At 68.5% G+C, this 26,074-nt stretch carries 29 protein-coding genes and 1 pseudogene; 15 read left to right on the plus strand and 15 right to left on the minus strand.

What is annotated here, in order from left to right; translation table 11 throughout:
* Window positions 1–34: 34 nt before the first annotated feature.
* Together IQ220_RS03525 and glyQ are read right to left on the minus strand one after the other, a co-directional pair.
* Entirely contained in the window at window positions 35–226 is a 192-nt protein-coding gene (locus IQ220_RS03525; RefSeq protein WP_370566286.1) for a hypothetical protein, read from the minus strand.
* Window positions 223–1,140 (minus strand): glycine--tRNA ligase subunit alpha, encoded by a 918-nt coding sequence (glyQ, locus tag IQ220_RS03530; protein WP_193912800.1) that lies wholly within the window; start codon window positions 1,138–1,140, stop codon window positions 223–225. The genes IQ220_RS03525 and glyQ overlap by 4 nt, the downstream gene beginning before the upstream one ends.
* A 173-nt stretch (window positions 1,141–1,313) precedes the next feature.
* Here glyQ and IQ220_RS03535 point away from each other — a divergent pair, with 173 nt between their 5' ends.
* A complete protein-coding gene (locus tag IQ220_RS03535; protein ID WP_193912798.1) occupies window positions 1,314–1,892 on the plus strand; it encodes a hypothetical protein in 579 nt (192 codons plus the stop codon).
* Between the two features lie 48 nt (window positions 1,893–1,940).
* On the opposite strand, the gene ubiE is transcribed toward IQ220_RS03535, so the two are convergent.
* From ubiE to hisF, 3 genes are all read right to left on the minus strand, one after another.
* Complete coding sequence (gene ubiE, locus IQ220_RS03540) at window positions 1,941–2,663, minus strand: bifunctional demethylmenaquinone methyltransferase/2-methoxy-6-polyprenyl-1,4-benzoquinol methylase UbiE (protein WP_193912796.1); 723 nt, start codon at window positions 2,661–2,663, stop codon at window positions 1,941–1,943.
* Window positions 2,650–2,976, minus strand: coding sequence for a hypothetical protein (locus tag IQ220_RS03545; RefSeq protein ID WP_186697103.1), 327 nt, complete (start codon window positions 2,974–2,976; stop codon window positions 2,650–2,652). The genes ubiE and IQ220_RS03545 overlap by 14 nt, the downstream gene beginning before the upstream one ends.
* Before the next feature lie 76 nt (window positions 2,977–3,052).
* Window positions 3,053–3,856, minus strand: a complete 804-nt coding sequence (gene hisF / locus IQ220_RS03550; protein ID WP_193912794.1) for an imidazole glycerol phosphate synthase subunit HisF — start codon at window positions 3,854–3,856, stop codon at window positions 3,053–3,055.
* 113 nt (window positions 3,857–3,969) lie between these two features.
* Here hisF and IQ220_RS03555 point away from each other — a divergent pair, with 113 nt between their 5' ends.
* Genes IQ220_RS03555 through IQ220_RS03565 form a run of 3 tightly spaced genes read left to right on the plus strand, consistent with a single transcriptional unit; the run spans window position 3,970 to window position 7,422 of the window.
* Window positions 3,970–4,185: a DUF2862 domain-containing protein gene (locus tag IQ220_RS03555; RefSeq protein WP_193815085.1), complete on the plus strand. Its 216-nt coding sequence runs from the start codon at window positions 3,970–3,972 to the stop codon at window positions 4,183–4,185.
* A gap of 8 nt (window positions 4,186–4,193) precedes the next feature.
* Window positions 4,194–5,174, plus strand: a complete 981-nt coding sequence (gene chlG, locus IQ220_RS03560; RefSeq protein ID WP_193815086.1) for a chlorophyll synthase ChlG — start codon at window positions 4,194–4,196, stop codon at window positions 5,172–5,174.
* Between the two features lies 1 nt (window position 5,175).
* Complete coding sequence (locus tag IQ220_RS03565) at window positions 5,176–7,422, plus strand: PBP1A family penicillin-binding protein (RefSeq protein ID WP_193912793.1); 2,247 nt, start codon at window positions 5,176–5,178, stop codon at window positions 7,420–7,422.
* Window positions 7,423–7,434: 12 nt separating this feature from the next.
* On the opposite strand, the gene IQ220_RS03570 is transcribed toward IQ220_RS03565, so the two are convergent.
* A complete protein-coding gene (locus IQ220_RS03570) occupies window positions 7,435–8,865 on the minus strand; it encodes a 16S rRNA (cytosine(967)-C(5))-methyltransferase (protein WP_193912791.1) in 1,431 nt (476 codons plus the stop codon).
* Complete coding sequence (locus IQ220_RS03575) at window positions 8,858–9,199, minus strand: MGMT family protein (protein ID WP_186697107.1); 342 nt, start codon at window positions 9,197–9,199, stop codon at window positions 8,858–8,860. The genes IQ220_RS03570 and IQ220_RS03575 overlap by 8 nt, the downstream gene beginning before the upstream one ends.
* A gap of 15 nt (window positions 9,200–9,214) precedes the next feature.
* On the opposite strand from IQ220_RS03575, the gene trmH reads away from it, so the two are divergent.
* The 3 genes from trmH to IQ220_RS03590 all read left to right on the plus strand — a co-directional run bounded on the left by trmH (window position 9,215) and on the right by IQ220_RS03590 (window position 11,368).
* A complete protein-coding gene (gene trmH, locus IQ220_RS03580) occupies window positions 9,215–9,904 on the plus strand; it encodes a tRNA (guanosine(18)-2'-O)-methyltransferase TrmH (protein WP_193912789.1) in 690 nt (229 codons plus the stop codon).
* Window positions 9,905–10,270: 366 nt separating this feature from the next.
* A complete protein-coding gene (locus tag IQ220_RS03585; protein ID WP_193912787.1) occupies window positions 10,271–10,621 on the plus strand; it encodes a hypothetical protein in 351 nt (116 codons plus the stop codon).
* Window positions 10,622–10,669: 48 nt separating this feature from the next.
* Entirely contained in the window at window positions 10,670–11,368 is a 699-nt protein-coding gene (locus tag IQ220_RS03590) for a fructokinase (protein ID WP_193912786.1), read from the plus strand.
* On the opposite strand, the gene IQ220_RS03595 is transcribed toward IQ220_RS03590, so the two are convergent.
* Together IQ220_RS03595 and IQ220_RS03600 are read right to left on the minus strand one after the other, a co-directional pair.
* On the minus strand, window positions 11,355–11,603 hold the full coding sequence (locus tag IQ220_RS03595) for a hypothetical protein (RefSeq protein ID WP_193912784.1): 249 nt from the start codon (window positions 11,601–11,603) through the stop codon (window positions 11,355–11,357). The genes IQ220_RS03590 and IQ220_RS03595 overlap by 14 nt on opposite strands.
* Before the next feature lie 78 nt (window positions 11,604–11,681).
* Window positions 11,682–12,506, minus strand: a complete 825-nt coding sequence (locus tag IQ220_RS03600; protein ID WP_186700701.1) for an ABC transporter permease — start codon at window positions 12,504–12,506, stop codon at window positions 11,682–11,684.
* Between the two features lie 395 nt (window positions 12,507–12,901).
* On the opposite strand from IQ220_RS03600, the gene IQ220_RS03605 reads away from it, so the two are divergent.
* Window positions 12,902–13,378, plus strand: a complete 477-nt coding sequence (locus IQ220_RS03605) for a type IV pilin protein (protein WP_193912782.1) — start codon at window positions 12,902–12,904, stop codon at window positions 13,376–13,378.
* Between the two features lie 161 nt (window positions 13,379–13,539).
* On the opposite strand, the gene IQ220_RS03610 is transcribed toward IQ220_RS03605, so the two are convergent.
* From IQ220_RS03610 to lepA, 6 genes and pseudogenes are all read right to left on the minus strand, one after another.
* Window positions 13,540–14,127, minus strand: coding sequence for a prepilin-type cleavage/methylation domain-containing protein (locus IQ220_RS03610; RefSeq protein WP_193912780.1), 588 nt, complete (start codon window positions 14,125–14,127; stop codon window positions 13,540–13,542).
* 9 nt (window positions 14,128–14,136) lie between these two features.
* Window positions 14,137–14,640, minus strand: a complete 504-nt coding sequence (locus tag IQ220_RS16200) for a Tfp pilus assembly protein FimT/FimU (RefSeq protein ID WP_370566285.1) — start codon at window positions 14,638–14,640, stop codon at window positions 14,137–14,139.
* On the minus strand, window positions 14,637–15,095 hold the full coding sequence (locus IQ220_RS03620) for a hypothetical protein (RefSeq protein ID WP_193912777.1): 459 nt from the start codon (window positions 15,093–15,095) through the stop codon (window positions 14,637–14,639). Before IQ220_RS03620 ends, IQ220_RS16200 begins: the two co-directional genes overlap by 4 nt.
* The gene (locus IQ220_RS03625) at window positions 15,092–15,658 is read right to left on the minus strand and encodes a hypothetical protein (protein WP_193912775.1); all 567 of its coding nucleotides are present in this window, start codon (window positions 15,656–15,658) and stop codon (window positions 15,092–15,094) included. The genes IQ220_RS03620 and IQ220_RS03625 overlap by 4 nt, the downstream gene beginning before the upstream one ends.
* Window positions 15,659–15,816: 158 nt before the next feature.
* Complete coding sequence (locus IQ220_RS03630) at window positions 15,817–16,251, minus strand: hypothetical protein (protein WP_193912773.1); 435 nt, start codon at window positions 16,249–16,251, stop codon at window positions 15,817–15,819.
* Between the two features lie 246 nt (window positions 16,252–16,497).
* A pseudogene (lepA, locus tag IQ220_RS03635) lies at window positions 16,498–18,305 on the minus strand (translation elongation factor 4).
* Between the two features lie 443 nt (window positions 18,306–18,748).
* Between lepA and IQ220_RS03640 the strand changes: the two are divergent.
* The 7 genes from IQ220_RS03640 (at window position 18,749) to IQ220_RS03670 (ending at window position 26,053) form a co-directional block, all read left to right on the plus strand.
* The gene (locus tag IQ220_RS03640) at window positions 18,749–19,009 is read left to right on the plus strand and encodes a NifU family protein (RefSeq protein ID WP_186697118.1); all 261 of its coding nucleotides are present in this window, start codon (window positions 18,749–18,751) and stop codon (window positions 19,007–19,009) included.
* Between the two features lie 669 nt (window positions 19,010–19,678).
* Window positions 19,679–20,950, plus strand: coding sequence for a serine--tRNA ligase (gene serS / locus IQ220_RS03645; protein WP_186697119.1), 1,272 nt, complete (start codon window positions 19,679–19,681; stop codon window positions 20,948–20,950).
* 30 nt (window positions 20,951–20,980) lie between these two features.
* Window positions 20,981–21,742, plus strand: a complete 762-nt coding sequence (locus IQ220_RS03650; RefSeq protein WP_186697120.1) for a pentapeptide repeat-containing protein — start codon at window positions 20,981–20,983, stop codon at window positions 21,740–21,742.
* Entirely contained in the window at window positions 21,743–22,831 is a 1,089-nt protein-coding gene (gene rseP / locus IQ220_RS03655) for an RIP metalloprotease RseP (protein WP_186697121.1), read from the plus strand. It begins immediately after the preceding gene.
* Between the two features lie 12 nt (window positions 22,832–22,843).
* Entirely contained in the window at window positions 22,844–23,497 is a 654-nt protein-coding gene (nth, locus tag IQ220_RS03660) for an endonuclease III (protein ID WP_186697122.1), read from the plus strand.
* 36 nt (window positions 23,498–23,533) lie between these two features.
* A complete protein-coding gene (gene rpsN, locus IQ220_RS03665) occupies window positions 23,534–23,836 on the plus strand; it encodes a 30S ribosomal protein S14 (RefSeq protein WP_186697123.1) in 303 nt (100 codons plus the stop codon).
* 90 nt (window positions 23,837–23,926) lie between these two features.
* Window positions 23,927–26,053 carry a polyribonucleotide nucleotidyltransferase gene (locus IQ220_RS03670; RefSeq protein ID WP_186697124.1) on the plus strand — a complete coding sequence of 709 codons (2,127 nt, stop codon included), beginning with the start codon at window positions 23,927–23,929 and terminating at the stop codon, window positions 26,051–26,053.
* The last annotated feature ends 21 nt before the right edge of the window (window positions 26,054–26,074 follow it).

Below are 26,074 nucleotides of genomic sequence, written 5' to 3' on the forward strand. Positions count from 1 at the left end.
AGCGTCATGCCCTCTGCTGCCCCCGGGCCAACCCTCAGCTGCCGGGCAGCCGCAGCAGCAGGTCGCACAGCTGCTCGCTGGGGAGCTCCCTCTGCAGCAAGGGTTCCACCAGGGCGGCCAGAGGCCGCAGCCGGCAGGGCCAGATCTGGCGCTCGCTGCTGCGCCCCAGCTGGAAACTGCCCAGCAGCAGCACCGCCAGCAGCAGGCGCCGACGCAGGTGCGTCACGCCACGGGCTGCGGGGCCTGGGCCTCGAGCCAGGCCCGGCGCCGCTCGGGGCTGAGCAGCGGGAAGCCCAGCGCCGTGCGCTCCGCCAGCCAGGCCTCGGCCACCTGGCGGGCCAGCACGCGGATGCGGCCGATCGTGGCCGTGCGCTCGGTCACCGAGATCACGCCGCGGGCCTCCAGCAGGTTGAAGGTGTGGCTGCACTTGAGCACGTAATCCAGCGCCGGGGCCGGCAGGCCCCGCTCCACCAGATCACCGGCCTCGGCCTCGTAGAGGGCGAACAGCTGCTGCAGCCGCTCGGGGTTGGAGGCCTCGAAGTTGTAGGTGCACTGGCCCTTCTCGAAGGGCAGCCAGATGTCGCCGTAGCTGCGCACGCCGTTCCAGGAGAGATCCCAGATGCTCTCCACGTCCTGCAGATACATGGCCAGACGCTCGAGGCCATAGGTGATCTCGATCGACACCGGCCGGCAGTCGAGCCCGCCGCACTGCTGGAAGTAGGTGAACTGGGTCACCTCCATGCCATCGAGCCAAACCTCCCAGCCCACGCCCCAGGCGCCGAGGGTGGGGGATTCCCAGTTGTCCTCCACGAAGCGGATGTCGTGGTCGGCGGCGCGGATGCCCAGGGTCTCCAGGGAGGCCAGGTAGGTCTCCTGGATGGCATCGGGCGACGGCTTGATCAGCACCTGGTACTGGAAGTAGTGCTGGGCCCGGTTGGGGTTGTCGCCGTAGCGGCCGTCGGTGGGGCGGCGGCAGGGCTCCGGGTAGGCCACGGCCCAGGGCTCGGGCCCGATCGCCCGCAGCACCGTGTGGGGACTCATCGTGCCGGCGCCCTTCTCGGTGTCGTAGGGCTGCAGGATCAGACAGCCCTGCTCAGCCCAGAAGCGGTTGAGGGTGCTGATGATGTCCTGGAAGTGCATCGGGGCCTGGTGCCCGGCGGAGGGGGCAGAGAGGGAAGGGGCTTGGCCAGCGAACCGGCGCCGAACAACGTTGCCATGGCACAGCACCCTCTGGAGGCGGCGCCAGCCCCGGCAGCCATTTGACAAGGGCAGGCCGGAGCTCGACAGTGAGCCGACCAGATCGGCCCTGAGCGTTGAAGTTCGTCGTCGGCACCCACCACAAGACCGGCTCGAAATTCTTCAGCAAAGCCCTCAAAACCCTGAAGCGCCTCACGGACCTACGGCTCTGGCTCGACACCAAGCACAATCAGCGCCAGCTGCGCCTGCCGGAGCAGTGGGATTGCTATTTCCAGAACAACTGCCACTGGCGCCTCAATCTCGACGCTCTTGACTTCAGGGGAATCCACAGCACCCGCAACCCGGCCCGGTTGATTCTCTCCTCGGTGCGCTACCACCTCAGAACAGACGAGCGCTGGGCACATAAGCCGCAGCAGGAATTTTCTGGCCTCACCTATGCCGAAAAACTCAGATCCCTGAACTCACTGGACGACCAGATCTGCTTTGAGATCGAGCATGTGGCCGGCCGCACGATCCGCCGCATGCTGGAGGTGAACGCCGATCCGCGCTTCCTGCCTGTGGATCTCGATCGCATCTCCAGCGACCCCGAAATGGACGACCTGAAGACCAGCCACCGCTTCTGCGGCCTGCAGCGCTGGTTTGCACTGACACCTGGCTGGAGGCCTGCCCAGCCATCTGATCTCCAGCCCCGCTGACCTGGCCGAGAGCCTGGAGCTGTTCGGCCCCGGGGCCCGGCGACCCACTCAGGCCTGCAGCTCCAGCAGGCCCATCAATCCAGCCGCCAGGGGACGGTGATGCACCCGGCGGAAGCCGAGCCGGCGGGCCAGGCGCTCCTGCTCGGCGCCTGTGGGCAAGCGGGCCAGGCTGGGCTCGAGGTAGGCGTAGTGCTCCTCCAGGCCGGCCAGCCTGGCGGCCGGCACCACCAGGCCACGCAGGCAGAGCTTCTGCAGGCCCGCCGTGAGCCGCCCCTGCAGGCCAGCGCCATCCGGGCGGTTGAAATCCAGCACGGCGGCCCGGCCGCCGGGCCGCAGCAGGCGCCGCACCTCCGCCAGCCCCGCGGCGGGATCTGCCAGGTTGCGCAGCCCGTAGGCCATGGCCACGCCCGCCGCCATCCCGTCCGGCAGACCACTGGCCAGGGCATCACCCTGGCGCCACTCCAGGACCAGCCAGGGGGCGCGGGCGGAACGGCGGGCCGCCAGCTGCAGCGGCGCCGCGGCGGCATCCAGACCGATCACCCTGCCGGCAGGGCGCACCCTTGAGGCCAGCACCAGGGCCAGATCACCCGTGCCGCAGCAGAGATCGAGCAGGGTCTGACCCGGACGCGGGCTCAGCCAGGCGATCGCCTGGCGCTTCCACACCCGGTGCAGGCCGAGGCTGAGCAGGTCGTTGAGGAGGTCATAGCGCGGGGCAATCTGCTCGAACAGGCTCTGCACCTGCTGCGGCTGCCCCGGCTCAAAGCTGCCCATCCCAGGGGAACACCAGTGAATCCGGCAGCATCTCAGGCAGTGACACGGCGTCGAGGCTGACGCCACCAGGCGGCGACGACTCCAGACTCAGCACCGGCAGCCGCTGGGGGGCCGTCACCATGATCACCGTCACGGTGGCCAGGCCCACGGCGGCGGAGCACACCATGCAGCCGGCCAGCATCAGGGAGAACTCCTGGCGGTCATTGGCGGCCTGCATCAGCTGCAGCGCCCAGGCCACCAGGGCCACCACGGCCACCAGCATCACCAGCGGCAGCACGGTGGCGTAGGGGGGTGGCAAGGGGTGGAAGAACATCTCTGGCGCTGGCCTGCCGTGGAGGGAAGCACGAGCGGGACGCCACGCCATCTTCCTTAACCAAAGTAACAAGCCGTTACGTCCCGGCGTGACGATGTAGCAGGGGCCTGATCGGCAGGCCCCTGGCCAGCAGATCGGTCTTGATCGCCTCCATGCTGAGAATACCGTCGTGGAGCAGGGAGGCCAGCAGGGCCGCCGAGGCGCCGCCGCCGCCTGGCCCGTCCGACAGCGCCGCAGCGATGTGGTCGAGACAGCCGGCCCCGCCGGAGGCGATCACGGGCACCGCCACCGCCTCGCCCACGGCGCGGGTGAGGGGCAGGTCGTAGCCGGCCTGGGTGCCGTCCCCATCCATCGAGGTGAGCAGGATCTCGCCGGCCCCCAGGGCCACCACCCGCCGCGCCCAGGCCAGGGCATCGAGCCCGGTGTTCTCGCGGCCCCCCTTCACGTACACATCCCAGCCCGGCGGCTCGCCGCCGCCGCGGCGGCGAGCATCGATCGCCACCACGATGCACTGCACCCCGAAGCGCTCGGCGCCGCGGCTCACCAGCTCGGGATCGCGCACGGCGGCGGAATTGAGGCTCACCTTGTCGGCGCCGGCCCGCAGCAGGGCCGTGATCCCCTCCACGCTGGCGATGCCGCCGCCCACGGTGAACGGGATCGTCACCGCCTCGGCGGTGCGCTGCACCAGCTCCACCAGGGTGGAGCGGCCCTGGTGGCTGGCGGCGATGTCGAGGAACACGAGCTCATCGGCACCGGCGGCGCTGTAGCGGCAGGCCAGCTCCACGGGGTCGCCGGCATCGCGCAGACCGACGAAATTGATGCCCTTCACCACCCGGCCATCGGCCACGTCGAGGCAGGGAATGATGCGCTTGGCAACCATGGCGGAGGGGCAGGCCGGTGGGTGCGCACCATGCTGGGCCAGTGCAGCCTCAGGGCAGCGGTCCAACGGCTCTTCGCTGTTAAGGTTGCTGGACTTTGACTGTCTCGACGGCGATGGTGCAGGCAGCCCCGATCACGATCGGCTCCAAGGTGCGCGTGCTGCGTGTGCGTGATCGCATCCCCGCCGTTCTGGTCGAGGCCCTCAAGAGTGACCCCACCGGAACCGTGACCGGCTTCCGCACCGTGGATGGCCAGGGCATCGGCCTGGTGGTGGATCTCGGCGCCGGCCAGAGCGCCTGGTTCTTCGACGATGAAGTCACCCTCGCCTGAAACCGGCCTTGACCAACAGCCCAAACCCTGAGGCCCCAAGGGGTTCGGCAGCCCGTCAGCTGCTGGGCATGAAGGGTGCCGGCGGCAGCAGCAGCATCTGGAAGATCCGGCTGCAGCTGATGAAGCCGGTCACCTGGATTCCCCTGATCTGGGGCGTGCTATGCGGCGCGGCCGCTTCGGGCCAGTTCAGCTGGACCCTGCCGAACGTGGCCGCTTCAATCGCCTGCATGCTGATGAGTGGCCCGCTGCTGGCGGGCTACACCCAGACGATCAACGACTACTACGACCGCGACATCGACGCAATCAACGAGCCCTACCGGCCCATTCCCTCCGGCGCCATTCCCCTGCCCCAGGTGAAGCTTCAGATCTGGGTGCTGCTGCTGGCAGGCCTGGCCGTGGCCTGGGGGCTGGACCGCTGGGCCGGCCACACCACGCCTGTGTTGCTGCTGCTGGCCCTGGGGGGCTCCTTCGTCAGCTTCATCTATTCAGCCCCGCCCCTGAAGCTCAAGCAGAACGGCTGGCTCGGCAACTACGCCCTGGGCGCCAGCTACATCGCCCTGCCCTGGTGGGCTGGACAGGCCCTGTTCGGCCACCTCACCTGGACCACCGCCCTGCTCACCCTGGCCTACTCCCTGGCCGGCCTCGGCATTGCCGTGGTGAACGACTTCAAGAGCGTGGAGGGCGACCGGGCCCTGGGGCTGCAATCCCTGCCTGTGGTGTTCGGCATCACCGGCGCGAGCTGGATCAGCGCCGCCATGATTGATGTGTTCCAGCTGGCCATGGTGGCGGTGCTGATCGCCATCGGCCAGCACTTCGCCGCCGTGCTGCTGGTGTTGCTGATCGTGCCCCAGATCACCTTTCAGGATGTGTGGCTGCTGCGCGATCCGGTGGCGTTCGATGTGAAGTATCAGGCCAGCGCCCAGCCTTTCCTGGTGCTGGGCATGTTGGTCACAGCCCTGGCCATCGGCCACAGCGCCCTGGTGGCATGAGGTGAGCACCGCCGTTCCTGCCAAAGCGCGCCAGCCCCGCCGTAGGGGAGGCAGCAAGCGCAACCTGGTGATCATCGCCGCAGTGGCGACCAGCCTCGGTTCTGGGGTGGCCGTGGGCCAGGCGGCGCTGGTGGCCAGCTTCGACAGCCTGCTTCCGGATGCCCGCGGCATCAACCACTTCAACCGGCCCGGCACCCTCACCATCCTGGCGGCCGATGGCCAGGTGGTGCACAAGGTGGGGCCGGTGTCACGGGAGAAGCTCTCCGCCAGCTCGATCCCGCCCCTGGTGGAGCAGGCCTTCGTGGCGGCGGAAGACCGTCGCTTCTACCAGCACGAGGGCATCGACCCCACCGGCATCGCCCGGGCCATGGTGCGCAACATCTCGCGCGGCTCGGTGGAGGAGGGAGCCAGCACGATCACCCAGCAGCTGGCCCGCACCGTGTTCCTCAGCCAGGACCGCACCATCGCCCGCAAGCTGAAGGAAGCGGCCCTGGCCAGCAAGCTCGAGCGCCAGCTCAGCAAACGCCAGATCCTCACCGAGTATCTGAATCTGGTGTATCTGGGCTCCAGCGCCTACGGGGTGGCGGATGCGGCCTGGATCTACTTCTCCAAGGCTCCCAGCGACCTCAACCTGGCGGAGGCCGCCCTGATCGCCGGGCTGCCCCCCGCCCCCTCGGTGTACTCGCCGCTGGTGAACCCCGATCTGGCCCTGCAACGCCGGGCGATCGTGCTGCGCCGCATGCGCGAGGAGGGCTACATCACGCTGGCCCAGCAGATGGAGGCCGAGGGCTCACCCCTGGCCCTCAAACCGGCCGACCCCAAATACTGGGTGAGCCAGGCCCCCTTCTTCAGCACCTGGGTGGAACAGGAGCTCACCGAGGTGCTCACCCCCGAGCAGCTGGAGGTGGGCGGGGTGACGGTGCGCAGCAGCGTCAATCTCGACTGGCAGGAGCAGGCCCAGAAGGCGATCACGGCATCCACCCCCGGCGGCCTGGAGGGGGCCCTGGTGGCCATGGAGCCCGGCACCGGGCTGGTGCGGGCCATGGTGGGCGGCCGCGACTACGAAGAAAGCCAGTTCAACCGGGCCACCCAGGCCCTGCGCTCCACCGGCTCCACGTTCAAGCTGTTCGTGTATCTCACAGCCCTCAAGGAGGGCATGCGACCGGAGCGCACGGTGGTGGACCGCAGGCGCTGTTTTGCCGGCTATTGCCCCAAGAACTTCAGCAAGGGCTTCCTGGGCAAGATCACGATGGTGCGAGCCTTCCAGAACTCGGTGAACACCGTGGCGGTGGGGCTGCTGCAGGAGGTGGGCTTCGACAAGGTGATCGCCATGGCCCGCAGCCTGGGCATCACCCAGCCCCTGGGCAAGTTCTATCCCCTCGCCCTGGGCGCGGAGGAGGACAGGGTGCTCGACATGACCGCCGCCTATGCCGCCATCAACAACCGGGGCGTGTTTGTGAAGCCCACCCCGTTCGAGGAGATCCTCGGCCCCGATGGTGAACTGCTCTGGAGCCGCCGCACCGACGGGGACCCCGGCCGCAGGGCCGTGGACAGCACGATCGCCGATGCGATGACCTGGATGCTGCAGCAGGTGGTGCGCGGTGGCACCGGCGGCCCCGCCTCCCTCGGCCGGCACCCCGTGGCCGGCAAGACCGGAACCTCGGAAGGGGGCCGCGACCTCTGGTTCATCGGCTCGATCCCCCAGCTCACCACCGGCGTGTGGCTCGGCTACGACAACAGCCGCGAGACCAAGAGCACCAGCGTGGTGGCCGCCTATGCCTGGCGGCGCTTCATGGGCGCGATCAGCAAAGACCTGCCGGTGCAGGCGTTCCCGCCCAAACCCGCCCTCGCTGACACCTTCAAGAAGCCCGCCAAACCCACCAAGCCGGCCCGGCCGACCAGCCCGCGCCAGGCCCCCAGGTCCGATGCGCCGCCGGAGCGTGCCCCCAGGAATGAGGCCCCGCAAGATCCCGCCTCCACGGGCGAACCGGAATCGTCCTGGACCCCGCCGCCCCGCTCGGCCGAACCACCGGCCCGCCCGGCAGCACATCCAGCACCAGCCGCCGCACCAAGGCCTGCCCCCGCCCCTTCTCCAGCTCCGGCGCCCGCTCCAGCCCGAGCCCCCAGCAGCGGCGCTACGCCTGCACCAGCCCCGGTGGCTGCGCCTGCACCAGCGCCCGCCCCGGCTCCTGCGCCGCCGCCACCGCCGCCACCACCACCGGCCCCCGCACCGCCACCGCCGCCCTGAGGCCCTTCAGCGCTACCCCCCTGGTGCCCGCAACAGGGCGGCAAAGAAGCCATCGCCGCCGCCGGGCCGGGGCCAGGCCTGCCACTGCCGCAGCAGCTCCCAGCCGGGATGGGCCGCCAGCAGGGCCTTCACCTGCTCGTCGTTCTCGGCCGGATGCACGGTGCAGGTGGCGTACACCAGTTGGCCGCCGGGCCGCAACAGCGGCAGCACCCCCTCCAGCAGGGCCCGCTGCAGCCGCACCAGCTCCGGGATCGCGGCGGGCTGCAGCCGCCAGCGGGCATCGGCGTGGCGGGCCAGGGTGCCCAGCCCCGAACAGGGGGCGTCCACGAGGATGCGATCAAAGTGGCCCAACCAGTCGGGACGCACCACCGCCAGCTCGGCCGCATCGGCCGCCAGGCTGCTGACACAGCCCAGACCCAGCCGGGCGGCATTGCGCTCCAGCCGCTGCAAGCGCGCCGCGGAGCGGTCGATGGCCCACACCTCGCCCCGATCCCCGATCCGCTCCGCCATCTGGGTGCACTTGCCGCCAGGGGCGGCACAGGCATCGAGCAGCCGCTCGCCGGGCTGGGGATCGAGCAGGGCCACCACCTGCTGGGCGGTGCGGTCCTGCACGCTCCAGTGGCCCTGCTGAAACCCGGGCAGGCGGCGCAGATCCCCCACCCGCCCCTCCAGGGCCAGGCCGTCATCGTTCCCTGGCAGCACCGCCGCCGCCAGCCCCGCCGATTCCAGGGCCTCAAGCAGGGCGTCGCGGCTGCAGCGTAGGGGGTTCACCCGCAGGTCGAGGCCAGGGGGCTGGTTGGCCGCCAGGGCAAAGGCCTCGGCCTGCTCGGGCGGCAGCCACTGCAGCAGCAGCTCAGCCAGCCACACGGGCAGCGACTGGCGCAGGGCGAGGCTGGCGGCCGCCCCGGCAGGCAGCTCCAGGCCGCTCCAGGGCTCCAGCTCCAGGCCGGGCCCGCCGGCTCCAGCGCTGCTGGCGAGCCCGGCCCGGCGGCGCAACAGCTGGCGGAGCATGCCATTGGCCACCGGCGCCAGGCGGGCCAGGCCACCCCGCTTGGCCAGCTCCACGGTGGTGCTCACCGCCGCTGAGGCCGGCACCCGCCCACTGAACAGCAGCTGGTAGAGCCCCAGGTGCAGCAGCCAGCGCAGCTTGGGCGGCTGGCGCAGGGCCGGCACCCGTCCGAGGCCATCGAGCCAGGCATCGAGCAGCAGCCGCTGGCGGATGGCGCCGTAGGCCAGCTCGGTGGCGAGGGCTCGGTCCACCCCCTCCAGGCTGCTGCGCTGCAGCGCCCGCTCCAGGGCCACATCGGCGTAGGCGCCGCCGCCCACGGCCAGCAGCACCTCCCAGGCCAGCCGCCGCGACGCCAGACCGGCCGCCGCTGGGGAGTCGGAGCGGGCGGCTCGATCGGCGGCGTCAGCCGGGACAGCGGAGACGGGCTCAGGCAAGCAGGGGTGGGTCGAGGGGGGGCACCCACAGATAGCGCCCCAGGGGCAGACGGCCTTCCCCGTCCACCGGGATGCCCTCGGCCAGCAGCAGCTGCCGCTGGATCCAGTCGCTCCCCTCCCGGCTGGGGTTGAAGCTGATCCGCCCCTGGGCGTTCACCACCCGGTGCCAGGGCAGCTCGGAGGGCAGGGGCAGCCGGCGCAGGGCCCAGCCCACCTGGCGGGCGCAGCCGTAGGCACCGATCGACTCGGCGATGTGGCCGTAGGTGGCGAGGCGCCCTTGCGGGATGCGGGCCACGGCGGCGTAGACGCGCTGGTCGAAGCTGGGAGCCTCCATGCCGCCATCGTGCCCATGCCGCTGCTGCCCCGCCGCTTCGAGCGCCTCAAGGCTGTGCTGAATCACCGCATGGCCGACCTCACGGTGCTGCTGGAGGAGGTGCACAAACCCCACAACCTCTCGGCGATCCTGCGCAGCTGCGATGCGGTGGGGGTGCTGGAGGCCCACGCGGTGTGCCTGGAGGGGCGCCTGCCCCTGTTCAACACCACGGCCCAGGGCAGCCAGAAATGGGTGCCGCTGCAGCGCCACGCCAGCGCCGCCGATGGCCTGCAGACCCTGCGGCAGCAGGGCTTCCGCCTCTACGGCACCCACCTCAGCGCCACGGCGGTGGACTACCGCAGCTGCGACTTCACCGGCCCCACCGCCTTCGTGCTGGGGGCCGAGAAGTGGGGGCTGAGCCCGGCGGCGATTGCCCTGGTGGACCAGGCGATCATGATTCCGATGAGCGGCATGGTGCAGTCGCTGAATGTGAGCGTGGCCACGGCCACGCTGCTGTTCGAGGCCCTGCGCCAGCGCCAGGCCGCCGGGCTGCTGCCCAGCCAGGGCGAGGGGGTGGGGCCGGAGCGCTACGGGCGGCTGCTGTTCGAATGGGCCTACCCGGAGGTGGCCGCCTGGTGCCGCCAGCAGGGCCGGCCCTATCCCCCCCTCGATGCCGAAGGCGCCATCAGCGAAGCCCTGCCCCGCACGGTGCGGCTGCGCTACTAGGCGGCTGGCATGCAGCGGCTTCAGGTTCAGCCGTCACAGCCTCCGAGAGGCCTCTGAGCACAACCGATCTGGGCAGAATTGTGATCTCGGAACGTCACTGATCACGCACCAGAGAGTTGACAACAAATCACTTCGTGCTAGGTTCGAAATAACGGACGCAACGTTCGCTTCCGACTTAACAGTCACATCCAGCTCGTCTCTCTGCGCTTGCCAACAGCTCTGGCAATGACGCGTTGACAGTGGATTTGGGAAGCACGTCTCCCCTCAGCCTTCACGCCTTGTGGCGCTGCTCTGGTGTTTCCTTCCAGACACTCCCCAACAGGAGAGAGCAGGGGCGCATCCGTTGTTGCACTTCAGGAACCATCCATGACCCCCACCAACACCACGATGCAGGCCAGCCGCAGCGAGCTGGATCAGCGCCTTGCCGATGAGCAGCTCCGCCAGGCAATCCTCGACAAGAAGCAGGCCCAGATCGAAGCCTGGTCTGCCCAGATCGACCAGCTGCAGCAGGGCCTGCAGAACGCCGCCGAAAGCGTGCGCGCCGAAACCGAGAAGCGGCTCGCCGAACTGCGCCAGGCCCGCGACCAGGCCCAGGTCCAGCTGGAGAGCCTCCAGCTGGCCACCAAGGACAGCTGGGACTCCCTGCTGCAGCAAAGCGACAGCTTCTTCCAGGACCTTGCTGGGCGTTTCCACGAGTTCGTGAGCAGCCAGAGCTGAGCAGGCCGTCGTGCCCTGTCCAGCTGTTCCGCTTTCCTCACGATGACGTTGACCCCCACATCCACACCCACAACCACCCGCCCGACCCAGACCGATCGGCACACCCCGCTGTTCGATCTCAGCCAGGCCCTGCCGATCGCCTCCAGCGCCGACAGCCCCGCCGCCCTCACTGAGGCCATGCTGCCCAGAATCAGGGACTCTTTCTGGTTGCTGGTCTCCAGCAATTCAGTGATCGAGGCCCAGCACGCCCAGGCGGTGAGCATGATCCTGGAACGGGCCATCCCCAGCGGTGTCTCGGTGGCCCTCGATCTGGACTGGCAACCGCAACGCTGGGGCCTGCCGCCCCAGGCGCCGCCGAGCGCCGAGGTGCTGCGGCGTGTCCAGCCGCTGGCCTGGAGTGCTCAGCTGATCCGTTGCAGCCGTGAGGAGGCCGAGGCCTTTTTCGGCAGCGCGGATCCGGTGCGGGTGCATCGCCACGACAGCCTCCCCCAGCGGCCCGCTGTGCTGATCCGCGCTGACAGCGGCGCTCTCGATTGGTGCATCGGCGGACGCCAGGGCAGTCTGGAGGCCTCGATGCTGCAGGACCACGACCTGTTCCTGACCCGGCTGCTTGACAACCTCTCCAGCCACCCCGAGCTGTTGGGGAATGCCGGCCCGGGCCTCGACGCCGTGGCCGACCCGGATGGCATGGCGGAACAGCTGCTCAGCGCCGCCCTGGCTGGCTCTGCACCCCTCAGCGACGGCTGAGACGGGCTGCATCGCCGCTCGAGAGGCGGCGGCTGCCGGCACTGGGCAGCCACAGGGCCACCCCCAGGGCCAGCAGTTCCAGGGGGATCTGGCGCCCGCCCAGCAGCACCACCGCCACCGACACCACCGCCAGCATTCGCTGCAGCAGGCTCCAGACGTCGTCGCGATCGGCGCTGCCACTGAACCAGAGCGTCGCGGCGAGGCTGAGCAGCACCAGATCCAACCACCAGGGCATCGCCAGCGCCCGACCCGGGCCACGTGAGAGATCCCATTCTGATGCCGGTGGGCGATCGGCGCTGCGGCGAGCTGGGCCTCAGCGCGCCGCGCGGCCGGTCTGGGCGTTGCCGCTCAGCCAGCTCTCCAGGCCCTCCCCCAGAAACGACAGCCCCAGCACCAGCACGAACATGGCCAGGCCGGGGTAGAGGGCGGTCCACCAGATACCGGTGGGCAGGGCCGTGAGGGCCTGCTGCAGGTCGCCGCCCCACTCGGGAATGGTCTCCGGCAGGCCGAGCCCCAGAAAGCCCAGACCCCCCAGCACCAGCACGGCATCGGCGGCATTGAGCGTGAGCAGCACCGGCACCGAGGTGATCACGTTGCGGAACAGGTAGTTGCGCAGGATCCAGGCGGGTCCGGCGCCCAGCGAGCGGGCCGCCTCCACGTAGAGCTCGGCCTTCACCTGGGCCGTCTGGTTGCGCACCACGCGGAAGTACTGGGGGATGTACACCACGCAGAGGGCGGCGGCGGCATTGGGCAGGCCGCGCCCCAGCAGGAAGGCCAGCACCACCGAGAGCAGCAGCACCGGCAGGGTGTAGAGGGTGTCCATCAGCAGCACCAGCAGCCGGTCCACCCAGCCGCCCAGATAGCCGCTCACCATGCCGAGGGGCACCCCCACGATCAACGCCACCACCAGGGCCAGAGCCACCACCTGCAGGGCCACGCCGCTGGCCGAGAGGGTGCGCACGCACACGTCCCGGCCGAGCCGGTCGGTGCCGCACCAGTGGGCCGGCGACGGCGGGGCGTAGATGGGGTTCTGCAAGCCGGCGTTTGGATCCGGTAGCCAGCCGAGCTGCACCAGCAACGGCGTGAGCACGGCCACCAGGACATAGGTGAGCACGATCACCACCCCCCAGCGGGCCATGCGGGCCGAGAGGGTGGTGGGTTGCCAGCGGAACGGCACTCAGGCGCGGATCGGGTGGGCCCATTCAACCCCCGCCCCCCCTGGCCCGCTTGCGCGGCGGCTCCTGACTAACAGACTTCAACTCCTCAGGCTTCAACTCAACACCCAGAGTTGAGACTCATGCTCAGGGCAGACCGAGCCGCTGACTGGCGAAGCGTGATTAGCTCCACGGATGAGGCAACAGCCTCAAAAGTCTTTGCTGCCAGAGCTGCAACCGCTTGATCCGCTGTCTCTGGCAGCCCCATGGTCACGCTGAAAGACGGTCCTCAGGGAGTCCTTCGTCACAGTGACTTGGCAAACGCGCCGTGCGTGTCAACACTGAATGACGTTCGTGCTACCTGAAGCAGATCCTCACCATGACCACGTCCCTTCAGCCCAGGTTCCTGGCCCAGCGCTCCCTGATCCAGGTTCTTAGCAGTGCAAACAAAAAACACAAAGGCCTGAAAACCGGCTTCACCCTGATGGAGCTGTTGATTGTTGTGATCATCATCGGCGTACTGTCAGCGATTGCGATTCCAGCCTTCCTCAACCAGCAAGGCAGAGCCCGCATCAACGCGGCCCAGATAGCTGTCATGGATATGGCGCGAGCCTGCACGGCAGCCCAGGTGACGGGTGAACAGGCTGACTTAGTGATTCCTGCAAACATCACCGGCGGCCCCTGTCCTGCCGCAGGAACCCAGGTTGACTTCACAGCAAGCGTAGCTGACTTCAACCTGACCACAGCACCTGTCGCCACGGTCACATCAGCTGGTGCGACAAGTCTCACAACCTGCGCAGCTGCAAGTGGCTGGACGGCAGGAACCGCACCTTCGTGCAATCCCACCCGGAGCTGACGCCAACCGGATCGGCCTTCAGGTTTGCCACCGAAGTTGACCCATGATGTGGCCTGAAACGTTCGACTCCAATCGACGTTTCAGGCTGTTGTGCATCTAAGTTCGCAAGCCTCCGGCGAGGGTTGCCGCATCCGTCTTGATCGTGCCAGCAGGCGATGAGATCATGGGACTGCGTCGCTCCCGCGGCTGATCGCCTGGATCACCTGATGGCCGCCGAGCCGATCCAGCCGCACCTGCACCACCCCCTGCTGCGACACCGCCGCTAATCCCGCGCCCGGCGGCAGGGCATCGATCAGCACCCGGGTCTGGGGAGCAGCGGAGGTGAGGGCTCCCAGGCGGTCGTAGGCGGGGCCGCAGCGCCACACCACCTCTCCGCGCCAGATCGGATCTCTGGCGGGGCCGCGGGCGTAGGTGATCGTGCCGGCGGTGGAGTGGAGCTGCAGCACCAGCTGCCGCCCGGCCGTGGCGCAGCTGCCGGCCAGGCCGGCCTGGATCTCCCCGCCCAGCCGCACCTCCCTGGCCTGCTGCAGCTCGGCGCGGATCAGCTGCACGGCCCGGGCGCTGCTCTGACGCTCCCGCAGCAGCCGGGCCAGCTTCTGGCCGTGGCGGCCCTCGCTGAGCAGCAGCTGCAGCATCAGGGCGCTGAGCACCGAGCCCAGCAGCAGCGTGAGTGAGAGATCCACCAGGGAGAACCCCCCGGCCAAGCGGCGGGCGAGCGGGTTCAGGCGGCAGCGGCGGCGCAGGACCATGGCTCAGACTCAGAGGCTGGCGTCTGGCAGGCAGGCGTCACTGGCCAGGGCGCCGGGATCGCCGTGGTAGCGGCCCACCCGCACAATCCCCAGCGGCGGAGACATCACCAGGCAGCGGCGCAGGTCGGTGCCGGCGCTGCCGATCACCACGGTGCCGCCATCGATCGCCAGGCCATTGGCCGTGAAGCGCAGCTGCGAGGGCAGAGTGTGGTGGAGCCGCAGGCTGCTGTCGCCCTCCAGCACCCGGGCCTCCAGGCCCTCCTCCCCGTGCAGGGGCAGATCCAGGGGCTGGCGGCGATCCTCGGCCCGCTCGCGGCTGTGCTCCAGCAAGGTGCCGAGCCGCCGGGCGGCGGACTCCACCTTCACCGCCGCCAGCTGGCGGCGGCCGCTGTCGATCACCAGGGCCGCCATCAGGCCCAGGAGGGTGAGCACCACCAGCGCCTCCGCCAGCGAAAAGCCGCCGCTGCTTCGGCAGGTTCTGCAACAGCGTGGCCGGCAGTGGCTCCTGATCACAGCTCCTCCGCCTCCGGGGCAGGGGCCCCTGCGTCGTGATCGGCGTTCTCACCGCCGCAGAGGCCGTAGGCGGCGGGATCGAGCTGGCGCTCGCGGCTGAGGCCCAGGCCTGGCAGCTCGGCCCTCACCAGGAATCGGCCCTCGTTGCCCGCCTGGCGCAGCGTCACCTGAACGGCGCTGCCCTCAAGGGCATCGGGCCGGGCGGTGGTGGTGGTGGGCAGCAACCCCGCGATCAGGCTGCAATCAGCCCGCAGCGGCTCCTCCGCCTGCTGCCTGCCCGCCCAGCTCTGCAACGTGGCCTCCACCGCCAGCAGCTCCTGATCGAGCTGCTGCAGGGCCTGCAGCTGGCGCTCCGAGCCCAGGCTCCAGCGGCTGGTGACACTCCACAGCTGCAGCGAGGAGCTGGCTGAGGCGGTGAACACCGCCGCCGATACGATCAGTTCCACCAGGCTCATGGGTTCGCCTCGGAGCTGGCCAGAGGGCAGGGCGGCAACGCCCCCGCGGCGCTGCGCAGCCCCAGATGCTGGAAGCCCCTCAGCCGCGGCGTGGGGCCAGGCCCCCAGCTCCACAGCAGCCTGGAGGCGGAGCGATAGGTGGCGCCGTCCTCCTCGATCTCCAGGAGCAAATGGGCCTCCAGCACAGGTGCCGGGGCCGGGGCCGCTGCGGGCGCCGCGGGTGGTTCCGCCTCCTGCGGGCAGTACTGCAGCAGGGTGTAGGAAGCGCTCTGCGGGGCTGGCTGGCTGGCCAGCAACGGCCCTCGCAGCAACGCTTCAACCTCCCCCGACTGGGCGCAGCCACCCGGCTGCTCGCTCTGCCACTGCCAGGCCGACACGGGCAGGGCAATCAGGCAGCGGTGGCGGCGTTGCAGGCTGCCGGCCACGGCCTGGGCGGCAGCCTGCAGACGGTCCTCCCGGGCCTGCAGGCGTTGGCGCACAACCAGCTGGCGACGCTCCTGCAGGGCCATGGCCTGCAGCGACAGGCTGCTCAGCACCAGAAACAGCGAGGCCGTGGAAGCCAACGGCAGCAGAAAACCGGCCGAGGCAGCCGCCCTGGGGGCGGGCTGCCATCGGCGGCTAAAAGGGCGGGAACGCCGTCGTGACCAGAGAGCCACGGGCGAGCAGGCGCAGGGCACGGCTCAGCGTTGCCACACTCCCGCCGCGCGGCTCTGGCGAGGGATCAGAGCCCCGCAATCGGCACCACCCGCAGCTTGGTGGGATCCACGCCGGCAAAGCCCATCACGCCGTTGCCGTAGGACACCAGATCGTTGTAACCGAAACTGCGGCCGATGTTGCGCAGGGTCACCCGATCTTGGCGGCCGAAGTTGCGGATCACGAAGCGCTGCATGTGATTGAACGGTCCGTGGGTGCGTGTGTTGTTGGTGAAGAAGAAGCGATCACGCACCTCATCTCTACCGAAATTGATCACACTCTGGGAACGCTTGGTGATCGCTCCGGCCGTCGACTGAAAGTCGATCAGATCACTGCCCCTGGATCCCTGGAAGATCCAGTTGCGGGCCATGGCGTTGTTCACCCGGAAGCCGGTGACGATGTCCCGGGGATTCGCCCTGCCTTCGGCAGCGGCTTGCCGTTGCTTCAACGACGACACCTTCATGGTGGCGGTCCATGAAACCGGCTGATTCAGCCAGCTGGAGCCTCCTGTGAGCTGAATGATCGACGATTTGCGACCTTTGACCCGTCGGGCCGAGATCCAGTCAGGCTTGCTGACGAAAGTCGAGAGTGCGGCAGACACGCATGGCGTCCAGTGGAGCAGAATTTGTAACGCTGGCGGCGCGACTGGCAAGAGTGGCCGCAGCCAGATCGGGAACTGACTGCCACCTCTTGCGCCAGGCTGCAGCGATCAGCTGTTGAGCTTGAGCACGGCCATGAAGGCCTCCTGGGGTACCTCCACCTTGCCCATGGCCTTCATGCGTTTCTTGCCCTTGGCCTGTTTCTTCAGCAGTTTTTTCTTGCGGGAGATGTCCCCGCCATAGCACTTGGCGAGCACGTCCTTGCGCATGGCACTGATGCTCTCCGAGGCGATCACACGGCTGCCGATCGAGGCCTGGATGGGAATCTTGAACTGCTGGCGGGGGATCAGTTCCTTCAGCTTCTCCACCAGCCCCTTGCCCACGTTGTAGGCCTTGTCGCGGTGCACGATGGTGGTGAGGGGATCGGCCTTCTCGCTGTTGATCAGCACATCGAGGCGCACCAGCTCATTGCGGCGGTAGCCGATCAGTTGGTATTCCATGGAAGCATAGCCCTTGGTGCGGCTCTTCATCTGATCGAAGAAATCCGTTACCACCTCAGCCAGCGGCATCTCGTAGTGGAGCGTCACCCGATCGGTGGTGATGTACTTCATGTCCACAAACTCGCCGCGCCGCTCCTGACACAGCTCCATCAGGGTGCCGTTGAAGGTGTTGGGGGTATAGATCTCGAGCTTCACATAGGGCTCTTCGATCGATTCACGCTTCTGCGGATCCGGCAGGGTGGCGGGATTATCCACCATCAGCATCGAGCCATCCAGCAGGTTCACCTGATAGATCACCGATGGGGCGGTAACAATCAGATCGAGGTTGTATTCCCGCTCCAGCCGCTCCTGCACGATCTCCATGTGCAGCAGCCCCAGGAAGCCGCAGCGGAAGCCGAAGCCCATGGCACTGCTGGTTTCCGGCTCGTAGCGCAGGGCCGCATCGGAGAGCTGGAGCCTGTCGAGGGCCTCGCGCAGATCGGGGTATTGATCGGCATCGGTGGGGAACAGCCCGCAGAACACCATCGGCTTCGCCTCGGTGTAGCCCGGCAGGGCCGCCGCCGCCGGGTTGGCGGCCAGGGTGATCGTGTCGCCCACGCGGGCATCGGCCACGGCCTTGATCGAGGCGGCCAGGTAGCCCACCTCGCCGGCGTGGAGGCTCTCCACCTGGCGCTGATCCGGCGCCATCACACCCACCTCATCGAGCTCGTAGCTCTTGCCGGAGGCCATCAGCAGCACTTTGTCCTTGCGGCTGATCGAGCCGGCCATCACCCGGAAGTACACGATCACGCCGCGGTAGGCGTCGTAGTAGGAGTCGAAGATCAGGCCTGCAGCGGCTCGGCCATCCGGTTGGCCGGAGGCGGCACCCGCTCCACCACCGCCTCCAGGATGTCCGGCACGCCGAGGCCGGTCTTGGCCGAACAGGCGATCGCCCTGGAGCAATCAAGGCCGATGATCGCCTCGATCTCCTCCTTGATCCGCTCCGGATCGGCACCGGGCAGATCGATCTTGTTGAGCACCGGAATGATCTCCAGATCATTCTCCAGGGCGAGATACACATTCGCCAGGGTCTGGGCCTCCACCCCCTGGCTCGCATCCACCACCAGCAGGGCCCCTTCGCAGGCCTGCAGCGAGCGACTCACCTCATAGGAGAAGTCCACATGGCCGGGGGTGTCGATCAGGTTGAGGATGTAGTCGGTGCCATCGGCGGCGGTGTAATCCATCCGCGCCGCCTGCAGCTTGATCGTGATGCCCCGTTCACGCTCCAGCTCCATGTTGTCGAGAAACTGCTCCTGCATGTCGCGAACGGCCACGGTGCCGGTGTCCTGCAGCAGTCGATCGGCGAGGGTGGATTTGCCGTGGTCGATGTGGGCAATGATGCAGAAGTTGCGGATGCGGGAAACAGAAACGTCGGTCATGCGCTCAGATTCAGCCGCTCCCGCAGGTCGAAGCCAGGGGCGGAGGCAGCATGATCCTAGGCAGGGGCAGGGGACCCCCTGGAGAAGCCCCACTCAGGAGGGCTTCCTAAAGGCGGGGGTGGGGGGTGGTATCACGAACATTCACCTACCAGCCCGCCCAGGACCAATCCACTGAACCTGACAGCCGAGCTCGCTTGCGCGAGCCCTAAAAGGGCCGTCGAGCAGGATTGGCATGCCACCAGCAGCTGGCTTGCCGGAGCATGCGGCAGCCCAAGCTCTGGTCAACCCAGCCTTGGCTGCTTCATCAGCCAAACGCCCCGGGCCCTGGCCAGGAAAATCGGCTTCGGCAAACGCTTTCCCTGGGCCCTGACATGGGCAAACCCCAGATCTAGCCACCCAGAGGAGCCCCTCATTAGGATGGAGCTGATTCCCGAACTGACGTCATGACCACTGAGACGCCCACTCTTGATCCTCGTGCCCTCACCGTGGAGAACGTGGAGCGCACCCTTGATGAGCTGCGCCCTTACCTGATGGCCGATGGGGGCAACGTCGAGGTGGTGGAAATCGAGGGGCCTATTGTGAAAGTGCGGTTGCAGGGAGCCTGTGGGAGCTGCCCGAGCAGCACCATGACCCTGAAGATGGGCATCGAACGCAAGCTGCGGGAGGCCATTCCTGAAGTCAGCGAGGTGGTGCAGGTGCTCTGAAGCCGACCCTGTCGACATAAGGGCTCACAAGAGGCTCTGGGGACAATCACGATTATTGTCACCATACAACTATTGAATGGATCAAAACGCATTTTGTCGAAGCTCTAGCCAAGTAGCAGCCGGATTCCCTCTTGAAATAACTATCAAATCAAAACCAAATCAAATTAAACGCACAATGCAGGCGTAGCTACAAGCTCTCAATCTCTGGATTTATCGCCCCCGCCTGATCGAGTGGATCATTTCAATTGGCCATCATCCCCACCGGGCTCGCGGTGCTGTTGAAGTCAGGCACCTGCATGATCATCTTGATCAGCCCACTAAAATTGGCAGCCTGAATGGGGTTCAGCTTCGGTCCCAACCCCCAACTTTCGGCACACGATCAAACAGACACACCGATGCCTCCGCCCGGCTCGCCGGCCAAGCCGAGGCAGCCTCGCTGTTCCATACCAGAGAGAAGGACGCCGGCCTCAGCCTGTACCCGCGCCCACCTGGTCCTCACGGTGGCGTCGTAGGCCGCCACCGCGATCCCACTCACCCCGTGACCCTGCCCCCCGCGCTACCTCATCCTGCGCGCCGGCGTGCAGCTCTTCATCGACTGAAGGCCCACGGGGTCATGCCCCAAGCCGCTGCCAGGCCTGCTTTTAGGCTGCCTCGATCCGCCCCCCTGCCGTGCTCGATCAGCGCCTGCTGCGCAGCCATCCCGACCAGATCGTGAGCCAGCTGGCCCGCCGCGGCCTGAGCGTGGATCTGATCGGCCTGCAGCTGGTGGCCACCGAGGAGCGCGACCTCGAGCAGCGCCGCAGCGGCCTGCAGGCCGAGGGCAACCGCATCGGCAAGGAGGTGGGCCAGCTGATCCGCGGCGGCGCCGATCCGGGCGGGCCGGAGGTGGCGGCCCTGCGGGAGCAGGGCAACCGGGTGAAGCAGCAGGTGGCGGTGCTGGAGGAGGAGGAGAAGGCGCTGCAGAGCCAGCTGCGCGAGCAGCTGCTCACCCTGCCCAACCTGCCCGCCCCCGAGGTGCCTGAAGGCCGCAGCGAGGCCGACAACGTGGAGGTGAAGCGCTGGGGCGAGCCGCGGCCCCCCGCCGGCCTGCAGGAGCACTGGGAGATCGGCGAGCGCCTGGGCCTGTGGGAAACCGAGCGCTCGGTGCGCATCGCCCAGAGCCGCTTCATCACCCTGCTGGGGGCCGGCGCGCGCCTCGAGCGCGCCCTGATCGGCTTCATGCTCGATCACCACACCGCCTGCGGCTACACCGAGGTGCTGCCGCCGGTGCTGGTGAACTCCGCCAGCCTCACAGGATCGGGCCAGCTGCCCAAGTTCGCCGAGGAGAGCTTCCAGTGCGCCGGCGACGACCTCTGGCTCACCCCCACCGCCGAGGTGCCGCTCACCTCCCTGCACCGCGATGAGGTGATCCCCGCCGAGCAGCTGCCCCTGCGCTACTGCGCCTACACCCCCTGCTTCCGCCGTGAGGCCGGCTCCTACGGCCGCGACACCCGCGGCCTGATCCGCCTGCACCAGTTCAACAAGGTGGAGCTCTACTGGTTCTGCCATCCCGACCAGTCGGCGGCGGCCCTGGAGCTGATCACCGCCCAGGCGGAATCAATCCTCGAGGCCCTGCAGCTCCCCTACCGCCGCATCGAGCTCTGCGGCGCCGATCTCGGCTTCTCCGCCGCCCGCACCTTCGACCTGGAGGTGTGGCTGCCCGGCGCCGGCGCCTACCGCGAGATCTCCAGCTGCTCCCTCTGCCACGACTTCCAGGCCCGCCGCTCCGCCATCCGCTTCAAGCAGGGCAAGACCACCCAGCTGCTGCACACCCTCAACGGCAGCGGCCTGGCCGTGGGCCGCACCATGGCCGCCCTGCTCGAAAACGGCCAGCAGGCCGATGGCTCGGTGATGCTGCCCGCCGCCCTGGCGCCCTACTTCGGAGGCGAGCGGATCGCTTGAGCCGCAGGCACCTGAACAGCCCCCCACGCCATGAGACAGAGGCCCACCAGCACCTGGTACGACCAGCAGCAGCGGCGCCGCCGCTCACCCTTCTTCCGCCAGCTCGATCGCTCCTTCCAGTTCCGGGTGCTGATCGCCGCGGCCTGCTCGTTCGTACTGTTGTCGGCGGTGAACCGCTTCGAGAACTGCCATCGCGCCCGCCTGGAGCCCGATTGCCTCACCAGCAACTATCTCGAGATCATCAGCATCGACAACGCCGAAGCGTTCAGCATCGTGGCCGCCGCCTTCGTGTTCATCTTCGAGGCGGGCAAGCGCCGCGAGCGCGAGCACCACGAGATGCTCGATCTGCTGCTCTCTGACCGACAGGCCGGCACCACCAACAGCCTCGGCCGCATCCGCGCCCTGGAGGATCTCTCAGCCGCTGGGATCTGGCAGGACGACTTCGATCTGCAGCGCGCCAACCTCGAGGGCCTGCACATTCCCTTCAGCCGCTGGCGGGGCGCCAACTTCTCCGGCACGGTGCTGCGCCATGCCGACCTCCACGGCGTGGACCTGCAGGGGGCCGATTTCAGCGACGCCGACCTCAGCGGCGCCGATCTCTCCGCGGCCGATCTCCGTGGCGCCAGCTTCCTGCGGGCCCGGCTGCACCAGGCCGATCTGCGCGGCGCCCGCCTCACCGGCACCGACTTCCAGGATGCCGATCTCAGCCAGGCCCTCTCCGATCAGCCCCTGCCGCCAAGCGGTACCGCCGCCAGCGGCCCCACAATGGATGTTCTCAGCGACACGACCTGAATGGGCGTTCTCACGGCACTGGCGATCCTGGCGGGACTGATCGTGGTGCACGAGGCCGGCCATTTCTTCGCGGCCACCTGGCAGGGCATCCGGGTGAGCAGCTTCTCGATCGGCTTCGGGCCGGTGCTGCTGGAGCGCCAGCGCCGGGGCGTGCAGTTCGCCCTGCGGGCCATCCCCCTGGGTGGCTTCGTGGCCTTCCCCGACGACGACGAGGACAGCCCGATCGCCAAGAACGATCCCGACCTGCTCACCAACCGCCCCCTGCACCAGCGCGCCCTGGTGATCGCCGCCGGGGTGCTGGCCAACCTGCTGCTGGCCTGGCTGGTGCTGGTGGCTCAGGGGGTGGTGGTGGGCCTGCCGGCCGGCTTCACCTCCGCGCCTGGGGTGCTGGTGTCGGGCGTGCTGCCCGGCCAGCCCGCCGCCGTCGCCGGCCTGCAGCCGGGCGATCGGATCGTGGCCCTGGCCGGTGAGGACATCGGCGGCGGCCAGCAGGCCGTGGCCTCCCTGGTGGAGCAGATCAAGGCGGCGCCGGAGCGCGATCTCACGCTGGTGGCCGAACGCGGCGATCAGCGCCTGGCCCTGCGGCTCACCCCCAGCGATCTCGATGGCGTGGGCCGCATCGGCGCCCAGCTCCAGCCCAACGGCACCGAGCTGTTCCGCCCGGCCCGCAGCCCCCTGGAGGTGATGGGCCAGGCCAGCCGCGACAGCTGGCTGCTGCTGAAGCGCACCGCCGGCGGCTTTGTCACCCTGGTCACCCACTTCGGTGAAACGGCCTCCCAGGTGTCCGGACCCGTGAAGATCGTGGAGATGGGCGCCACCCTGGCCCAGCAGGGCGGCGGCAGCCTCTTTCTGTTCACCGCACTGATCTCGATCAACCTGGCGGTGCTCAACGCCCTGCCGCTGCCGCTGCTCGATGGCGGCCAGCTCGCCCTGCTGCTGCTGGAGGGCGTGCGGGGGCGGCCGCTGCCGCAACGCTTCCAGATGGCCTTCATGCAGTCGGGCTTTGTGTTCCTGGTGGGCCTCAGCATGCTGCTGATCGTGAAGGACACCTCCCAGCTCCCCGCCGTGCAGCAACTGCTCGGGCGCTGATCGGGCCACCCCATGCCGCGCCTCGCCACGGCCCGCCAGCGGGCGCCCCAGATCCTGGAGCGCCTCGGCGTGCTCTACCCCGATGCCACCTGCTCCCTCGACTGGCGCACGCCCTACGAGCTGCTGGTGGCCACCATGCTCTCGGCCCAGTGCACCGATGAACGGGTGAACCGGATCACCCCGGCCCTGTTCGAGCGCTTCCCCGACGCCGCCAGCGCCGCCGTGGTGGATGCCACCGAAGTGGAGCCCTACGTGCACTCGGCAGGGTTCTTCCGCAACAAGGCGAAGAACATCGTGGCCGCCTCACGGCTGCTGATCGAGCGCCATGGCGGCGAGGTGCCGCGCACGATGGAGCAGCTGCTGGAGTTGCCGGGCGTGGCCCGCAAGACCGCCTCGGTGGTGCTGGCCTGGTGCTACGGCATCAACGCCGGCGTCACGGTGGACACCCACGTGAGCCGCCTGGCCCAGCGGCTGCGCCTCAGCCGCCACAGCGAACCGCGCCGCATCGAGCCGGATCTGATGAAGCTGATCCCCCAGCCCGAGTGGCAGACCCTCTCGATCCGGCTGATCTTCCATGGCCGCGCCGTCTGCACGGCCCGCAGCCCCCGCTGCCCCAGCTGCCCGATCGCCGACCTCTGCCCGATGGGGGCAGGGGCCACGCGGTAGGCTCAACGATTCCTGACCGCTACCACTCCGGCCCGCATGGCGAAGAAGTCGATGATTGCGCGCGACGTGAAGCGCAAGAAGATGGTGGAGCGCTTCTCCGTCAAGCGCGCTGCCCTGAAGGCCGCCTTCGAAGCCGCCGCCGATCCGATGGAGCGGCTGGAGATCCACCGCAAGATCCAGTCCCTGCCGCGCAACAGCGCCCCCAACCGGGTGCGCAACCGCTGCTGGGCCACCGGCAAGCCCCGCGGCGTTTACCGCGACTTCGGCCTCTGCCGCAACCAGCTGCGCGACCGCGCCCACAAGGGTGAACTGCCCGGTGTGGTCAAGTCGTCCTGGTGAGCCTCACCTCCAGCCGTGCTGGCGGGGCGCTGCCGCACCCCAGCACGGCTGAATGCGAGAATGGTGGTTGACAAAGAGAGATAAGGCCAAGTGCAAGGACAAACTCAGTCGATCTCCTTCGATGGTCGGGAGATCCGGCTGACCACCGGGCGATTTGCTCCCCAGGCAGGGGGTGCTGTGATGGTGGAGTGTGGTGATACGTCGGTTCTGGTGACCGCCACCCGCTCCAAAGGCCGTGAAGGCATCGATTTCCTCCCCCTGATCTGCGACTACGAGGAGCGCCTCTACGCCGCCGGGCGCATCCCCGGCAGCTTCATGCGCCGCGAGTCGCGCCCCCCCGAGCGCGCCACCCTGATCTGCCGCCTGATCGACCGCCCGATGCGGCCGCTGTTCCCGAACTGGATGCGCGACGACCTCCAGATCGTGGCCACCTGCCTGTCGCTGGATGAACGGGTGCCGCCCGATGTGCTCGCCGTGACCGGCGCCTCGATGGCCACCCTGCTGGCCAGGATTCCCTTCAACGGCCCCATGGCCGCCGTGCGCGTGGGCCTGCTAGGTGACGACTTCGTGCTCAACCCCACCTACCGCGAAACCGAGCGCTCCGAGCTCGACCTGGTGGTGGCCGGCACCCCCCAGGGCGTGATCATGGTGGAGGCGGGCGCCAACCAGCTGCCCGAGCAGGATGTGATCGAGGCCATCGACTTCGGCTACGAAGCGGTGTGCGAACTGATCAAGGCCCAGCAGAACCTGCTCAAGGAGCTGGGCATCGAGCAGGTGATCCCCGAACCGTTGGAGGAAGATCCCGCCCTGCCCGGCTTCCTGGCAGCGGAGTGCAGCCAGCCCATCGGCGAGCTGCTCAAGCAGTTCAGCCTCAGCAAGGCCGAGCGCGATGAGAAACTCGACGCCATCAAGGCCGAGGTGGGCCAGAAGATCGCCGGCCTCGGTGAGGACGACCCCATCCGCAAGGCCTCCGGCGGCAAGGCCCTCGGCAACGCCTACAAGCGCCTCACCAAGCAGCTGATGCGCGCCCAGATCGTGGGCGAAGGCAAGCGCGTCGATGGCCGCAGCCTCGATGAGGTGCGTCCGATCCAGGCCGCCGCCGGCGTGCTGCCCAAGCGCGTGCACGGCTCGGCCCTGTTCCAGCGCGGCCTCACCCAGGTGCTCTCCTGCGCCACCCTCGGCACCCCCAGCGACGCCCAGGAGATGGACGACCTCAACCCGTCCACCGAGAAGACCTACCTGCACCACTACAACTTCCCCCCCTACTCCACCGGCGAAACCAAGCCGATGCGCTCCCCCGGCCGCCGCGAGATCGGCCACGGCGCCCTGGCGGAGCGGGCGATCATTCCGGTGCTGCCCGCCAAGGAATCCTTCCCCTACGTGCTGCGCGTGGTGTCGGAGTGCCTCAGCTCCAACGGCTCCACCTCCATGGGCTCGGTGTGCGGCAGCACCCTGGCCCTGATGGATGCGGGTGTGCCCCTGAAGGCCCCCGTGAGCGGCGCCGCCATGGGCCTGATCAAGGAGGGCGAGGAGGTGCGCATCCTCACCGACATCCAGGGCATGGAGGACTTCCTCGGTGACATGGACTTCAAGGTGGCGGGCACCGAGAAGGGCATCACCGCCCTGCAGATGGACATGAAGATCACCGGCCTGGCCGTGAGCACCGTGGCCGAGGCCATCAACCAGGCCCGTCCGGCCCGGCTGCACATCCTCGAGAAGATGCTCGAGGCGATCGACAAGCCCAACCAGAGCCTCAGCCCCCACGCCCCGCGCCTGCTCAGCTTCCGCATCGATCCGGAACTGATCGGCACCGTGATCGGCCCCGGCGGCCGCACGATCAAGGGCATCACCGAGCGCACCAACACCAAGATCGACATCGAAGACGGTGGCGTGGTGACCATTGCCAGCCACGACGGCGCCGCCGCCGAGGAGGCCCAGAGGATCATCGAGGGCCTCACCCGCCGCATCACGGAAGGGGAAGTGTTCAGCGGCGGGGTCACCCGCGTGATCCCCATCGGCGCCTTCGTGCAGATCCTGCCCGGCAAGGAGGGCATGATCCACATCTCCCAGCTCAGCGAATCGAGGGTGGAGAAGGTGGAGGATGTGGTGAATGTGGGCGATCAGGTGACCGTGCGCGTGCGCGAGATCGACAACCGCGGCCGCATCAACCTCACCCTGCGCGGCGTGCCCCAGGCCGACACCCCCGTGCCCGTCTGAGCCGGGGCCCGTCTGAGGGGC

This window comes from Cyanobium sp. LEGE 06113 (assembly GCF_015207615.1).